General features: G+C 65.0%; 11 protein-coding genes. 6 read left to right on the forward strand and 5 right to left on the reverse strand.

All coding sequences use genetic code 11. The annotated features are described in order from the left end of the window. Nucleotide 1 precedes the first annotated feature (1 nt). From aroQ to CK240_RS13420, 3 genes are read left to right on the forward strand one after another with little or no spacing between them, the layout of a single operon-like run. Nucleotides 2-442 carry a type II 3-dehydroquinate dehydratase gene (aroQ, locus tag CK240_RS13410; protein WP_095640837.1) on the forward strand — a complete coding sequence of 147 codons (441 nt, stop codon included), beginning with the start codon at nucleotides 2-4 and terminating at the stop codon, nucleotides 440-442. 25 nt (nucleotides 443-467) lie between these two features. Next, a complete protein-coding gene (locus tag CK240_RS13415; protein WP_095640838.1) occupies nucleotides 468-1,220 on the forward strand; it encodes an amino acid ABC transporter ATP-binding protein in 753 nt (250 codons plus the stop codon). Nucleotides 1,221-1,240: 20 nt separating this feature from the next. Beyond that, a complete protein-coding gene (locus CK240_RS13420; protein WP_095640857.1) occupies nucleotides 1,241-2,080 on the forward strand; it encodes a shikimate dehydrogenase family protein in 840 nt (279 codons plus the stop codon). A gap of 187 nt (nucleotides 2,081-2,267) precedes the next feature. Here the strand turns inward: CK240_RS13420 and CK240_RS13425 are convergent, their stop codons facing one another. Beyond that, complete coding sequence (locus CK240_RS13425; protein WP_240517422.1) at nucleotides 2,268-5,276, reverse strand: DUF3427 domain-containing protein; 3,009 nt, start codon at nucleotides 5,274-5,276, stop codon at nucleotides 2,268-2,270. 603 nt (nucleotides 5,277-5,879) lie between these two features. Between CK240_RS13425 and CK240_RS13430 the strand changes: the two genes are divergently transcribed. Next, entirely contained in the window at nucleotides 5,880-6,215 is a 336-nt protein-coding gene (locus CK240_RS13430; RefSeq protein ID WP_095640840.1) for a 4a-hydroxytetrahydrobiopterin dehydratase, read from the forward strand. Nucleotides 6,216-6,454: 239 nt separating this feature from the next. Here CK240_RS13430 and CK240_RS13435 read toward each other — a convergent pair whose 3' ends face one another. Both CK240_RS13435 and CK240_RS13440 read right to left on the reverse strand, forming a co-directional pair. Then, a complete protein-coding gene (locus CK240_RS13435) occupies nucleotides 6,455-7,690 on the reverse strand; it encodes an RNA polymerase sigma factor (RefSeq protein ID WP_095640841.1) in 1,236 nt (411 codons plus the stop codon). Between the two features lie 147 nt (nucleotides 7,691-7,837). Then, nucleotides 7,838-8,254, reverse strand: coding sequence for a YciI family protein (locus CK240_RS13440; RefSeq protein WP_240517423.1), 417 nt, complete (start codon nucleotides 8,252-8,254; stop codon nucleotides 7,838-7,840). 200 nt (nucleotides 8,255-8,454) lie between these two features. Here CK240_RS13440 and CK240_RS13445 point away from each other — a divergent pair, with 200 nt between their 5' ends. Next, on the forward strand, nucleotides 8,455-8,964 hold the full coding sequence (locus CK240_RS13445) for a cell wall hydrolase (protein WP_095640843.1): 510 nt from the start codon (nucleotides 8,455-8,457) through the stop codon (nucleotides 8,962-8,964). Nucleotides 8,965-9,337: 373 nt separating this feature from the next. Here CK240_RS13445 and CK240_RS13450 read toward each other — a convergent pair whose 3' ends face one another. Together CK240_RS13450 and CK240_RS13455 are read right to left on the reverse strand one after the other, a co-directional pair. Beyond that, nucleotides 9,338-10,774 (reverse strand): DUF1254 domain-containing protein, encoded by a 1,437-nt coding sequence (locus CK240_RS13450; RefSeq protein ID WP_095640858.1) that lies wholly within the window; start codon nucleotides 10,772-10,774, stop codon nucleotides 9,338-9,340. A 93-nt stretch (nucleotides 10,775-10,867) separates the two neighbouring features. Further along, the gene (locus CK240_RS13455; RefSeq protein WP_205957838.1) at nucleotides 10,868-12,163 is read right to left on the reverse strand and encodes a DUF1214 domain-containing protein; all 1,296 of its coding nucleotides are present in this window, start codon (nucleotides 12,161-12,163) and stop codon (nucleotides 10,868-10,870) included. A gap of 591 nt (nucleotides 12,164-12,754) precedes the next feature. On the opposite strand from CK240_RS13455, the gene CK240_RS19250 reads away from it, so the two are divergent. After that, a partial coding sequence (locus CK240_RS19250; RefSeq protein ID WP_476704011.1) for a transposase occupies nucleotides 12,755-12,940 on the forward strand: 186 nt, incomplete at its 3' end.

Below are 12,940 nucleotides of genomic sequence, written 5' to 3' on the forward strand. Positions count from 1 at the left end.
CATGCCCCGCCTGATCTTCATCCTGAACGGTCCCAACCTGAACCTGCTGGGCAAGCGCCAGCCCGAGATCTACGGGCACGAGACGCTGGCCGACGTGGAACGCGACTGCGCGGCGCTGGCCGCCGAGCTGGGCGTGGACATCCGCTTCCTGCAATCCAACCACGAGGGCCAGTTGATCGACTGGATCCACGAGGCGCGGGACGCCGCCGCGGGCATCGTCATCAACCCGGCCGCCTTCACCCATACCTCCGTCGCCCTCCTTGACGCGCTCAAGACCTTCGACGGGCCGGTGATCGAGGTCCACATCTCGAACGTCCATCAGCGCGAAGGCTTCCGCCACCATTCCTATGTCAGCCTGCGCGCCGACGGGGTGATCGCGGGCTGCGGGACGGAAGGATACCGCCTCGGACTGCGGCGCGTCGCGTCGCTGACCGCAACCTGACCCCAGAAAATCCGGAGGACGCGGCATGGCCGGCACCGACGACATCCTGATCCGCATGGAGCAGGTGGAGAAGTATTACGGCGAGTTCCACGCCCTGCGGAACGTCAACCTGCATGTCCGGCGGGGCGAGAAGATCGTCCTTTGCGGACCCTCGGGCTCGGGCAAGTCCACGCTGATCCGCTGCATCAACCATCTTGAGCCGATCCGGTCGGGCCGCATCGTGGTGGACGGGACGGAACTGACCGACAACCCGCAGGCCATCGACACGATCCGCCGCGAGGTCGGCATGGTCTTCCAGCAGTTCAACCTATTCCCGCACATGACGGTGCTGGAAAACTGCATGCTGGCCCCCATGCGCGTCCGCAAGGTCAGCCGCGCCGATGCCGAGGCGACCGCACGCAAGTTTCTGGACCGCGTGCGCATCGGCAACCAGGCCGAGAAATACCCCGCCCAGCTGTCGGGCGGCCAGCAGCAGCGGGTGGCCATCGCGCGGGCGCTCTGCATGGAACCGATCGCGATGCTCTTCGACGAGCCGACCAGCGCGCTGGACCCCGAGATGGTCAAGGAGGTTCTGGACACCATGATCGGCCTGGCGAACGACGGCATGACCATGATCTGCGTCACGCACGAGATGGGCTTCGCCCGCCAGGTCGCCGACCGGGTGATCTTCATGGCCGACGGCCAGATCGTCGAGGAGAACGAGCCCGAGGCCTTCTTCCGCAATCCGCGCCACGAACGCACCCGCGCCTTCCTGGGCGAAATCCTGGCGCATCACTGATGAACGGCACCCGTCCGACGATGCCCCAGATCACGGGGCGCACCGCGCTTGTTGCGCACCTGGGCTTTCCCACCGAAAGCTTCAAGGCGCCGATGATCTACAACCCCTGGTTCGCCGCCCGCGGCATCGACGCGGTGGTGGTGCCGATGGGCGTGCGGGCCGAGGACTACCCGGCTTTCCTGCCGCTGGTCTTCCGGCTGTCGAACATCTGCGGCGCGCTGGTGACGATGCCGCACAAGGTCACGACCGTCGGCCTTGTGGACCATGTCACCCCGACCGCCGCCATCGCCGGCGCCGCCAACGCGGTGCGGGTCGAGGCTGACGGCCGGCTGACGGCCGACCAGTTCGACGGCGAGGGCTTCGTGCGCGGCGTGTTGCGCAAGGGTCAACCGATCGAGGGCCGCCGAGCGCTGGTCGTCGGCTGCGGCGGGGTGGGCAGCGCGATCGCCGCCTCGCTGGCCCGCGCGGGCGTGGCGGAACTGGCGCTGCATGATCCGAACACAGCGGGGATGGAGGGGCTGGCGGGGCGGCTGGCCCAGCATTATCCCGCGCTGCGGCTGGTGCTCGGCCACAAGGATCCGGCGGGCTTCGACGTCGTGGTGAACGCGACGCCCCTGGGGATGCAGCCGGGCGATCCGCTGCCGATGGAGGTGGACCGCATCGACCCTGCGGCCTTTGTGGGCGAGGTCGTCATGAAATCCGAAATGACGCCCTTCCTGCGCGCCGCCGCCGCGCGGGGCTGCCGCTATCAGGTCGGCACCGACATGCTGTTCGAGATGATCCCCGCCTATCTTGAGTTCTTCGGCTTTCCCACCGCGACCGCCGACGAACTGCGCCAGACCGCGCAGATCGCCTATTGAGGCCGCGATGCTGCCCCTTGCCGCTGCCGCGATGATCCGCAAGGCCCAAGGTTCCGCGATCCTGCCCTAAGAGGCGACGCCGAACCTTGCCCTGCGCTTCGAGATCGCCCTGGCTGCGGCCTCGGGCGCGGCATGGCCAAGCTCCAGATCCGTGCTTACGGGACTATCTCAACTTGCGCCAGGAGCATCAGAAGTTCGTCCGATCCAACGGCACGCGCAGCATTTTGCGAAAATGCTCAGGCACTGCCTCCGGCAGATCCCACTCTATGGTGATCGGTTTCTCGCCGTGCCAGCCTGCGAAGCGGGGCTGTCCGAGGTAGAGGAAGGGCGCGGCCGTCTTCCCACGCAGCTTCTCGCTGCGCACAAACAGGTGCACCCGGTGGTCCGGCACCTGACCCGACAGGATCTGGCCGTGCCGGCTGCCCTGTCTGGTCTGGTTCTGACTTTGCCATTGCACGCGGGTGGGCGACAGGAAGCGGTCCTCGTAATGGTTTCCGGACGCGAGGCTGCCTTTCTTCAGGGTGGTCAACAGGACCATGTCCTTGTCCAAGGGCACAATCCCCGAATTCCAGTTACCGGGATTGAATATCGCTCCGAACAAGGGCGGGATCTCCTCGCGCATGTATTCACGCCAGAGTTCGGGGCCCGTCAGGAATACGGCCGCTGCGTCGTCCATCTCCTGACGCTGAACCGATGCATTTGTCACATCCGCAAGACGCCAGTCGATCAGTTCCGCAAGGAGATCGGAAAGACCTGCCGCCTCGGCACGGCGCAGAGCGAGCCTGTCGTCCTCGAATCGGAACTCTGGACTTATGGCCAACTGGGACCAGGCGGCTTCAAAACGGGCCTGACTGATCGACAGGTTGCGACGCGATGCGCCCAGCATCGCCTTCTGGATCAAGCGGTCATGCGTTTCGCCTTGCTTCATCACCGGAAGCAGCGCCTGAAGCATCAGAAGCGCCTCCGCGTCCGGGAAACCGGCCTGCTCAACGCTTCGCAGCAACGTCCTGTGGACCTGCGCGGCTGCGGACACCGCATCGCCCATGTCGCGAACGAAATCAAACCAGCCGCCATGGCCAGTGCGTGCGGGATCAAATCCGGCATGTGCGAATTCCGCCGCCGTCGGCCGCTCGCCCATGCGGAGACGGAAATCGCGATACCAGGCTTCGGCCTCGTCTCCACCTGAGCCGTGCTTCAGCATCGTTCGCAGGAAATTCAGCGCCTGGAGATCATAGGTGACCGCGCAGCCAGGCGGCAAATCCAGTGTGCCATCCGCCGCAGCCTCAAGCCGTTGCGTGAGCGAACGATCGCCCTCGCCCGCCGCCAGCAGTGCCCGGGCCTTGGTCAGGAAAACCCGGTGGTTGCCGATATAGTCGATCACCCGCAGCACCTTGTCGCCGAAGCGGCGCAGGCCACGGCCAAGCTGTTGCAGGAAAAGGATCGTGCTTTCCGTCGGCCGCAGCATCAGAACGGTGCCGATGTTCGGCACGTCGACGCCTTCGTTGAACATGTCGACGGCGAAGATGATGTCGAGGTCCCCTTTGCCGAGCGCCTCAAGCGACGAAGTGCGCGGGGCCGATCCCGGCCCGGAATGGACCGCGACCGCGCGCAAGCCCGCGGCGGTGAAATATTCGGCCATGAATTCTGCATGACGGGTCGAAACGCAGAAACCGATCGCCGGGCCCTGTCCATGCAGGCGCAATTGCTCCAGCGCGTTCCCGGCCCGGGCACGGGTCGCAACCGCCGCTGTCAGCGCCGTTTCATCAAAACGCGTCGAGCGCCAAGGGATCTGGGCGTAATCCACCTCGTCCGGCACGCCGAAATAATGGAAGGGCGCCAACAGGCCTCGTGTGATGCCCTCATGCAGGTCGCAGCGGAACACCAGGTTCTCGCCGCAGAGCGACAGCAGGTCGCCGCCATCGCTGCGCTCGGGTGTCGCGGTCAGGCCCAAGAGGAAGCGGGGCGTGAAATAGTCGAGCAGGCCACGGTAACTGGCCGCCGAGGCATGATGAAACTCGTCGACGACGATGTAGTCGAAGTCGTCGGGCGCGAAGCGGCGCAGGTGCTCGGCCCGGCCCAGTGTCTGGATCGAGGCAAAGACGATCTCGCCTTCCTCTTTTGCCGCGCCGGAATAGCGGCCGAAGCGCGCCTCGGGACGGATCTGGCGAAAAGTCGCCATGGCCTGTGCCAGGATCTCTTCGCGATGTGCCACAAAGAGCACCCGGTCAAAGGCGCGGCTGTCGAAGGCGGAAAGCCAGGTCTTGCCAAGGCCGGTCGCCAGCACCACGAGGCCCGCGAGATGTCCTTGCCGGCGGGTCAGGTCCAAAGCGGCCAATGCCTCGGCCTGGATGCCATGCGGTTCGGGAACGAGCTTCAACGGCTCGGCCTCGGTTACCTTGGCGGCGAACGAAGGCAACGGCCGGGTCCGTCGCCGGGCGGCATATGCATCGATCCATGCATCTGACAGCGGCACCACCCGTGGATCTGCAAGCAACGCCTCAAAAGCGGTCAGGACCGCTTGCCGATCGCCCGGAGCAGCACTGTGCAGGTTCCATTCCACCCCATCAGTCAGTGCAGAGCGGCTGAGGTTCGAACTGCCGACAATGGTTGCCCCGCTGTTTCCGGTGGCGCGGAAAAGCCAGGCCTTGGGATGAAAACTCGTGCCGCCGGTCTGAAACACATGGGCCTCGAAACGGCCCGGCGACCTTTCTCTGTCCAGATCACGCAACATGCGCAGGGCTGAGGGCTCGGTCACATCCAGATAATCGCCAACCACCAATCGCAGGACACCCCCGCGGTCGAGCAGGTCCTCGAGCCAGGGAAAAATCAGCCTCACCCCGCTGTCGAGCGCGAAGGCCACGGCCAGGTCGACCGCCTCGGCCCGGTCGATATGGCGGGTGAGATGGGTCAAAAGCGGGTCTTTGCCGCCCTTGATCAACAGGCCGGGCGCTTCATATGGGTTGTCTTCCAGCCGAAGAACGAGATGCCCGTCGATCTCACCGGGCCGCAGCACCGGTGCGCCCTCCTGAAAGGCGGCCGAGATTAGCGACAACATGGACATCTGTTCCGTCGCGTTCAGATCGCCCCAAACCCGGACGTGACGCTCAGGAGCGATGGTGTCGCCATCGTGCCCCGTTAACCGCAGAGCGGGCTGCCCCGTGGCGCGGGCGCAGATCAGGCAAGTGGCAGCAGTCATCAGCAACAGGACTCATATTGGCCCGTCAGACTACCAGGCGCGTCGACCCTGTCCAGGCTGGCGGAACGAAAACAACGGACTGGATCGCGAGCCGCCGGACCCGGCTGTCGGGGCGGTTGAGTCAAGCCAACCCCTAGCAGCCGTTCGGGCCCGCACCGCGAGACGGTGTGACACCAAAGCGGACTTCGTTTGCGCGGCAGCATCTCGGACAGCAACCATCTATTAAGCCCGGCGATGCTTGGGACGCGAGGAGATAGCCGAGCAGACTTGGATGCTGCCGCGCCCCCAGCCCGGCAGGGAAGGGATCGGCCTGCCGGCTCGGGACGTAGACCTCCCGCGACAGTTTGCCCCCATGCCGGTCCCTTTCTGGGCGGGAGCCACGAAAGGCGCGCCGGTGAAGTCATCCGGCAAGCTGATGACGCTTCGTTCTCTTTCTGTCGGTCTGTCCAGTGCAGGCCTGCGTTCAGCAGATTGAGCAGCCGTTCGGAGATCAAGGCATTCCTTTGATCTGGAAACGACTTATGCAGCTGAAGGTGCGCCGAAGTGCATGCACGCTTTGACGACATCCTTGCATTGTCTTCACCTTCGTCGTGACATGAGGGCATGAGCGATCTTGCGACCCGCACCTGCACCCCCTGCACCGGCGCCATGCCGGTAATGGACGCGAGCGCGGCCGCAAAGGCAGTCGCCGCACTCCCCGGCTGGACGCTTGCCGCCGACGGTCGCGCCATGACTCGCCGATGGGAGTTCAAGGGCTTCGCGCGGGCCGTGCAGATGGCGAACCTGGCCGCGTGGCTGGGCGAGAACCAGGGGCATCACCCGGACGTGCGCTTCGGCTGGGGCTACTGCGAGGTGACCTTCACCACACATGCCGCGGGCGGACTGACCGAGAACGACCTGATCTGCGCGGCACGGCTGAACGCGATCACCGCTCGCTGACTCTCCTGGCGCTTCGGAACGGGCAGAGGGACGGCGGATATCGGACACGCCTGTGGTCTTCCTGACCGAAGACACGTTCCCGGCGCACTCCCGCAGAGTGATCCTGCGCTTCAGCCATTCTCAGCCGGACCATGAGGTCTGGGAGGCCATTGTCCCGCCGCTTGTGGCCATGCGGGTGCAGCGAGAGGGCGCCGGCATGCTGCCGCACGCGCGAGGATCATGGTATCAAGGAGCCTTTCTCAAAGCTGGTCCAGTTGCCGGCGGATGTGCATCGCCTCAGCGGCGGTATTGGCCAGCGCGATGGCGCGGCCGAAGGCCTCCCGCGCCTCGCTCACGCGCCCAAGCTCGCGCAGCAGGGTGCCCCGCAGCCCGTGGAAGTAGAAGTAGCCGTCCAGTGCCGCCGCCAGCGGCTCCACGATCTCAAGTGCTGCCAAGGGACCATGCTGCTTAAGGACCGCGACGGCCCGGTTCAGCGTGACGACAGGGGACGGCGTGCGGCTTTCCAGCGCCTGATAGAGGCGCTCGATCCCGGCCCGGTCGGTATCCTCGGGACGGGCGGCACGGGCGTGCAACGCCCCGATTGCCGCCTGGATCTGGTAGGGGCCGGGTCGATGGTGCGGCATCGCCTTGCCCAGCAGTGCGAGTGCCTCGCCGATCATCCGGCGGTCCCAGCAGGAGCGGTCCTGATCCTCGAGCAGGATCACGTCCCCTTCGACGTCGAAGCGCGCCCTGTGCCGGGAATGCTGAAGCAGCATCAGCGCCAGCAATCCCAGCAGCTCCGGCTCGGCGGGAAACATCCGCAGCACGAGGCGTGCCAGCCGGATCGCCTCGGTGCAGAGGCTCGCGCGTTCGCTGGAGGGGTGGGCGTCGGTGTAGCCCTCGTTGAAGACCAGATAGATCATTGCCGCGACTGCCTCGATCCGCTCGGCACGCTCGGTGGGACCGGGCGTCTCGAAGGGGATATCGGCCCTGGCGATGCGCGCCTTGGCACGCGTGATCCTCTGCTCCATGGCAGCTTCGCTGACAAGGAAGGCCGCGGCGATCCGCTTAACCGGCAGCCCCGAGACAATCCGCAGCGCCAGCGCGATCTGCTGGGTTGCCGGCAGTTCGGGATGACAGCAGACGAACAGCAGCCGCAGGATGTTGTCGCGGTAGTCGGCTGCATCGAGACGCTCGGCAAGGTCGGGCTCGGCCAAGCGATCGAAGGCCGGATCGTCGGGAGGAAGCGGCCTCAGGCGCCGGGCCCTTCGAACCTGATCCAGCGCGGCGTTGCGCCCCGCCATGATCAGCCAGGCTGCGGCATCCCGGGGCGGACCCTTCTCGGGCCAGTGCTTCAGGGCGCGCAGGCAGGCCTCCTGAAACGCCTCTTCGGCAAGGTCGAGATCGCGGAACCAGCGCAACAGCGCGGCCAGCACGCGTGGACGTGCGCCGACAAGGCGGGCCTCGATCCAGCTCGGGTCAGGCGTCCGTGTCATCGGTCCGAACCGCCTTGCCGGTGAGCGATGGGGGCATTTGACGCGCAGCCTCTAGCGACCTCTGCCCGGCCGGATAGGATCGCGTGAGGCATCTTCGCGCTCCATGCTGAGGGCGGCTAACCTTCAGGGAACCGCCCTCCTCCCTGCTCACCTGTCCTTTGCCGGCTTTCCGTCCGTCCGGCCGAACAGTTCCACGAGTTCCGGCGTCAGGCTTTCGGCGAAATCCTCCATCTCGTAGAGCGGCCGGATCTCGAGTTCGCTGGGGCCGGGCATCGGGTTCGGGCAGCGCCTGGCCCAGGCGACCGCCTCGTCCATGTCGCGCACGTTCCACAGCCAGTAACCCGCGACCAGCTCCTTTGTCTCGGCAAAGGGGCCGTCGATGACGAGCCGCGAGGGGCCGTCGAAGGCGATCCGCTTGCCTTGCGAGGACGGCTTCAGCCCGTCCCCCTCGACCATGATCCCGGCCTCGGCCAGTTCCTCGTTGAACTTGCCCATCGCCTCCAGCATCTCGGCCGAGGGCATGACGCCCCGTTCGCTGTCCTCGGTCGCCTTCACGAATACCATCACGCGCATCGGTCTTCTCCCCTGGTGGTTCCGGCAATTGCCGCGCTCCGGAGATAAAGACGTAGCACGGCCCGTGATCCCGACAGCGCAAGAAAAGTTTTTCGCTAGGACCATCCGCAGCACGGCTCGACCTGCGCAGCCTTGCCGTTCCGGGCCACCTTCGACAGGGTGCGGCAACTTCAACTGAAGAGCAGCACCTCATGAAATCTCGTCACCCTGCCTGGAGACTTATCCTCGTGGCGGCTGCAGTCGCGGCCGTGTCCGGATGCGGGATGTTCAGGCGGCACTCCGAACTCGAATGCATGGAGCGTGCCATGTACTTCGAATCCAACCGCTCCAGCCGGGATGGCATGGTCGCGGTCGGCAGCGTCGTGATGAACCGGGTCGCATCGCGCCAGTATCCGAACACGGTCTGCGGGGTGGTCTCGCAGAAGAACCAGTTCGCCGCGGGGGTGATGACGCGCAGGATGGACAGGCGCTCGGCGCCCCTGATCCGCGAGGCGGCAACCTCGGTGCTGCGGGGCGAGCGTCATCCGATGATCGGCAACGCGCAGTTCTTCCACGCCGCAGGCTACCGGGCCGGTTACGACAACATGCATTACGTGCTGACCGCAGGCGGCAATGCCTTCTACGAACGGCGCAGGCCCGAGCATGTGACCCAGTCCGTCCCCCGACCCGCCATCGAGGGCATCACCCGCCCACGGTCGTGACAGGGCTGGAAAACTCCGGCTTCCGGTGGTTCAGGACGCCGCCCAGCGACGGCCCAAACGCACGGCCCCTGTCCAGCGACCAAAAGCGGCGAGGGTGCCCCTGAGCACCACGATATCCCCGCCGCAACGCCGGGCTGTCCGGAATGGCGCCAAGCGGCTAGCAGCGGACGCTTGAGCGAGCGAAGGTCCTCTGATGCCGCTTACTCAAGGCGAACGCTGGTCATTTGCGAAGACTCCTTCCGGAGACGTCTGCTTCGCGGAACTAAGCGGCCATTAGCTGCATGTGGTGTTTCGGCAGCGGCGAAAGCTGCGGACACTGGATGTCCGCAGCTTGCCCTTGCCGCAACTCCGCCGCCCCTCGCCGTGCCGTGTCTCAGGGCTTGACCTCCTCGAAATCACCCGGCTTCCAGGTTCCATCGAAGGCGGCCTCTTCAGGGCCATAGATGCGCATGTAGGCGAACCAGCCCCGTCCCGGGGATGTCTTGATCCAGCGGTCCCCTGCCCCTTCGGGCTGGTCCGGGCCAAAGAACAGGTCGACCGTGTCCTGATCGCCAAGGTCCTTCAACTCGAACAGGGACCGCAGCGCGGCCCTGTCCTGATCCGTCTGCACCTGGCTTCGTGTCTGCGCGTCATAGACCGTCACGGACCAGAACAGCTTGTCCGGCACGGGCGTCGGCACCGTCAGCTTGTAGGTCTTGCCACCGTCAAGCCAGGCCCCCGCAGCATCCCGCACCCCGAGCCAGTAAAGCGATCCGGCCCCTGCATCCCGCCGGAACATGGCCGGAGAGGTAACGATCGCCTGCGCAAACCACCGGTCCCTTGCCTCAAGGTCCAGCCCGGACGGAGTTTCGAACTGCGCGCTGCCGGGGACAAGGCCCACCCATTCCCATTTGCGGTCGGGCCAGGCGATGCGGTCGGCCCTCGCGCTGTCGAAGGCCGAGACGAGCATCTGATCGCGGCCCTCGCGGGCGGCACGCTCGAGGATCGTCCGCATCCGTTCGTCGGGGGCAAAAGGCTGGCCCTTGGCGACGCCCAGTTCGGCAAGCAGACCGTACATCGGCAGGAAGTTCGGGTTGATCGGTTCAGCCTCGATTATCGCGGCAAGCTTCTCCCAGAACCCGATATTGTCTTCCCACCGCAGCGAGGAGCTGTCCATCTGCTTGTCACTGGTATCGATGGCCACCAAGATCCGGGAGTCGTCCCCCAACGCGTGGATCCTGACGGCGCGGAGCCCATCCAGCGCCTTCTGCAGATCGCCTTCCCGGGGCATCGCGCGCACCGCCAGGAGGTTCTTCATCGTTGTCGAGCGACCGACATGGTAGCCTTCGGGCACCTCCCCGGCATAGCCCGGCGGCAGGACGAGGTGCTTGCCCCCCTTGCCCGCATCCGGTCCCGGCAATCCAAGGTCCTGCACCCAGCCCTGGTGATGGTCGTTCACCAGACCGATGAATGCTCCTGCCGGCAGTTCGATCACCATGGGACCCGCGGACAAATCGAGAGTGGCCGACCCGTACGGAGTGTCGGAATTCAACGTAAGTCCGACCTGCCTCGGGCCCGTCGCCGCGATCCCCCAGGCCTTGCCGTCCTCGATCCCCACATCGCGATTGCCCTGGAAGATGCCCTCCATGGACACTGTCGGATACCAGAAGCGATAGGCGACGATCGCACGCTGGAAATCGGCATCGTCGCGCGCCTTCGCGCTGGCTTCGGGTGTCGGGTAACCGTTGATGAAGGAATAGGGGCTGGCGGTCTGCGCTGAACCCTGCCCCGCAGACAGAGCAACGGCAGCCATCGCGATGATCTTCAGCATCATGCTTCCTCACTTTCATCTACAGGTTGTTCATTCGATGTGCGGGCCGCCGGAAGCAGGTTCCGGCACGGGTTGTTCCCATCGGCGCGCGACTTAGAGAGACAGGTCCAGCGGCGCCGGTTGCCATTCCCCCTTCCGGACAATCTCTTTTGGAACGTACGTCCGAAAGGTCAGCGAAAACGGCTGCCCCCTGCGGGAGGGAAGCCAGTTCGATTCCGGAACGCCGCTTACAGGTTCAGGGCCGACTGCGATCTTCAGCGAGCCGTCGGCCTCTTTCTTCAGATCGGAGTAGCTATTGAAGTTGTATCGTTTCAGGGGGTTTTCGACGACACGATAGTCGGGGACACTCACCAGGATCACGGACCAATAGGCGTCAACGACGCCGTCCGGCAGGCGATCCGCCGGGAAGTGCATGATGTAACTGTTCGTTCCGTCGAGCGGCTGCTCCTCCGAGTCCCGGGTGGCAACGAAGTACAGCACTTCCTCTGCGGTATTTGCCCATATCCCGGCATAATTCACGGCGGCGCGAAGGAAATAGTCCGTTCCATAGTTTCCTGCCGCCGCCCCCCCGACCCAATGGTTCCGATAGGGCGCAGACCTGGTGAGCGCATCGTGCTGGAATTCGGCGACGATCGTCTTCAGCCGCGCATCGGCTTCGGCGCGCGCCTCGGCACCTGACGCGACATATTGCGCCACGGCCCGCACCTGCTGCTGCATCGCCGCCGCATGTGGCGATACGTCGAATGCGCTTGTCAGAAGGGCTTCCGCGTGCTCGAAAAGCTGCACGCCGATCAGGGTCTCGTTGTCGAATGCCGGAAGCGGCACAGGCTCGGCGATGACCGGCTCGCCTGAAACCGACAAGGTGAATTGCCTTTGCAGGGCAACGGCGCCCTCGGGATCGCCCTTCAGCTCAACCCTGCCCAAGACCTTCGCCTTGGCAGAGTGCAGTTCGATACGGCCCATGTCCGCCGGCAGGTCGTGATCTGTTCCGGGAAGGACAAGGGCGTACTTCCCGAAGGGTTTGCTGGGCATCGTCCGCTCATTGATATTGGCGATGACCTCTCCCCATTCGTCCAGGATCTGCGCGGTATAATATCGCCCTTCGATCCTGGGCACGTCGATGACGGCGTAGGAGTGCTCATCCACAGCGACCCATCCTTCGAGATATGCGACATCGAAGTTGGGATTGACGAAGTTGGCCGAGCCAAGAGGGTTGTAGGTGAACTTGTTGAAGGCGAAATCCTCGCCCTGTCGATCCAGTATCTCCTGCCGCACCACGAGCGCACGAGCAATCAGGTAGATCCATGCCTCGCGGATGGCGTCAGCCGTTGGCGGCGCGGCGATTGCGTGGCCCGGGATGCCTTGCAGAAGACAAAGCGCCGTGGTCATTTTCAGAAACGTCCTGCGGTGAGCGTCCATCGCTGCCCTGCTGCATAAAGACACGGGCAAGCGTACGTGAACCCGGCGCTCAGTCAACTTTTGTCTGGGCAAGCCATAAGAGAGCGGAAAAGCCGCAGCACCCTTTCAGGATAAGGATGCCTGGACGTCTGCTTCGAACTCAAATCTGCCGGTCAACCCAGGTGCCCTGTCGGCGTCGCCTCTTGGAAAGCGGCCCTCCCCGAAGCAGCTTTTCGAGCCGGATGGAGGACAGAAGGATGCCCCGGAAGACGCACAAGCCGGAGGAGATCGTTGCCAAGCTTTAGGCGCTGCGGGCATGGCCGCCGCGTTGTACGAACTCGAGCTGCGTGCATCCGGGCCTCTGCCGATGCTGTCTGGCTGCGGGCTGCCGCGGCGCTGCTGTTCGATCGCCGCCGGAGCGGCAGGCCCATGCCCTGCAGGGCGGCTGCGCCCCAATGTTCATCGGGCGACGATGCGGCGCAATGCGGCGGCCTTACGGCCCAGCGCCTCGCTGCCCGCGCCTAGGTGTTTGATCCCACGGTTTGATGGTGCGATCCTTTCTCAGGAATGGAAGGAAGCATTATGGGCCAGGTTCGTCACGGAAGCGCCACGACCACGCACGCCGTCAGAGCTGCAATACAACGATCGCAAGCTTCGCTCGCGACGTTGAGCCGGGATCTTGGGATCAACCCGAAGACCGTTGCTAAATGGCGCAAGCGCCAGACGGTCGAGGACCTCAAGACCGGGCCGAGAGAGCCGCGCTCGACG

Origin of the sequence: Paracoccus salipaludis (assembly GCF_002287065.1) — a bacterium.
Taxonomy (GTDB): domain Bacteria; phylum Pseudomonadota; class Alphaproteobacteria; order Rhodobacterales; family Rhodobacteraceae; genus Paracoccus; species Paracoccus salipaludis.

What these genes read in the sequence shown, in the direction of transcription:
- aroQ (WP_095640837.1), top strand. Translation starts at nt 2, where the DNA reads ATGCCCCGCCTGATCTTCATCCTGAACGGTCCCAACCTGAACCTGCTG.
- CK240_RS13415 (WP_095640838.1), top strand. Translation starts at nt 468, where the DNA reads ATGGCCGGCACCGACGACATCCTGATCCGCATGGAGCAGGTGGAGAAG.
- CK240_RS13420 (WP_095640857.1), top strand. Translation starts at nt 1,241, where the DNA reads ATGCCCCAGATCACGGGGCGCACCGCGCTTGTTGCGCACCTGGGCTTT.
- CK240_RS13425 (WP_240517422.1), bottom strand. Translation starts at nt 5,276, where the DNA reads ATGACTGCTGCCACTTGCCTGATCTGCGCCCGCGCCACGGGGCAGCCC.
- CK240_RS13430 (WP_095640840.1), top strand. Translation starts at nt 5,880, where the DNA reads ATGAGCGATCTTGCGACCCGCACCTGCACCCCCTGCACCGGCGCCATG.
- CK240_RS13435 (WP_095640841.1), bottom strand. Translation starts at nt 7,690, where the DNA reads ATGACACGGACGCCTGACCCGAGCTGGATCGAGGCCCGCCTTGTCGGC.
- CK240_RS13440 (WP_240517423.1), bottom strand. Translation starts at nt 8,254, where the DNA reads ATGGTATTCGTGAAGGCGACCGAGGACAGCGAACGGGGCGTCATGCCC.
- CK240_RS13445 (WP_095640843.1), top strand. Translation starts at nt 8,455, where the DNA reads ATGAAATCTCGTCACCCTGCCTGGAGACTTATCCTCGTGGCGGCTGCA.
- CK240_RS13450 (WP_095640858.1), bottom strand. Translation starts at nt 10,774, where the DNA reads ATGCTGAAGATCATCGCGATGGCTGCCGTTGCTCTGTCTGCGGGGCAG.
- CK240_RS13455 (WP_205957838.1), bottom strand. Translation starts at nt 12,163, where the DNA reads ATGACCACGGCGCTTTGTCTTCTGCAAGGCATCCCGGGCCACGCAATC.